The organism is Psychrobacter sp. 1Y4 (genome assembly GCF_051847555.1).
The window spans coordinates 1-880 of record NZ_JBPYDE010000290.1 but is presented as its reverse complement, the minus strand read 5'-3'; the positions used below and the strand labels follow the sequence as shown (position 1 = coordinate 880).

General features: G+C 48.2%; 1 protein-coding gene. It reads right to left on the bottom strand.

Going from position 1 to position 880, the window contains the following annotated elements:
- The coding region (fmt, locus tag ACS8FC_RS15850) for a methionyl-tRNA formyltransferase (protein ID WP_439297475.1) at nucleotides 1-880 on the bottom strand (880 nt) is incomplete at both ends.

Genomic DNA, 880 nt, shown 5'->3' with positions numbered 1-880 from the left:
AAACTGTAATTTGGTTATCGCCAATGTATTGCTGAGTTGTACGTCATGAGCGTCTTTATCATTTGGTTGTTCAACCTCTTGACCGCAAGCCACCAAAATTGCCTTGCGCCCGACACTCACGACCGTGCCAGCGGACTTATCTGTTTTTTGCGTGGTATTGATGGGTAGTGCCGCGAGTATTTTGACGCGTTGCCCTTCTAGAAAAGTATAAGCGCCTGGCCACGGGGTCAATCCACGTATTTGGCGTTCAATCGCAGCAGCAGGCTTCGTCCAGTCAACCTCCCCTTCGGTTTTTACCAATTTTTCAGCATAGTTTGCTTGACTATCATCTTGGGTAGTGGCCTGCGCTTGATAATGTGATAAATCTTTTAATACTGTGGCGATAGCCGTCGCACCAAGCGCTGCCATCTTATCATGTAGGCTCGCTGCCGTCTCATCAGGCTCTATACTAGCGCTCACCTTATAGAGCATATCACCAGTATCAAGCCCTTTATCCATCTGCATGATGGTGATACCTGTCTCATCATCACCTGCTAATAGTGCACGGTGAATAGGCGCTGCACCGCGCCAACGTGGCAACAATGAGGCATGAATATTTAGACAACCATGCGTGGGTGTGGTCAATACACCGATAGGCAAAATCAAACCGTAAGCAGCGACAATCATGAGATCTGGCTGATACGTACGCAGCGTTTGTCTTGCTGCCACGCCCTCTGTGCTGGATTTTTTAAAAGTGACTGGCTGCTCAACAGTGATATCGTTCGCTAATGCCACTTCTTTGACAGCAGAGGCTGATAATTTTTGGCCGCGTCCTGCTTTACGATCCGGCTGGGTATAAACAGCGACAATATCGATATTAAGTCCGTCTTGCTGGCGAATG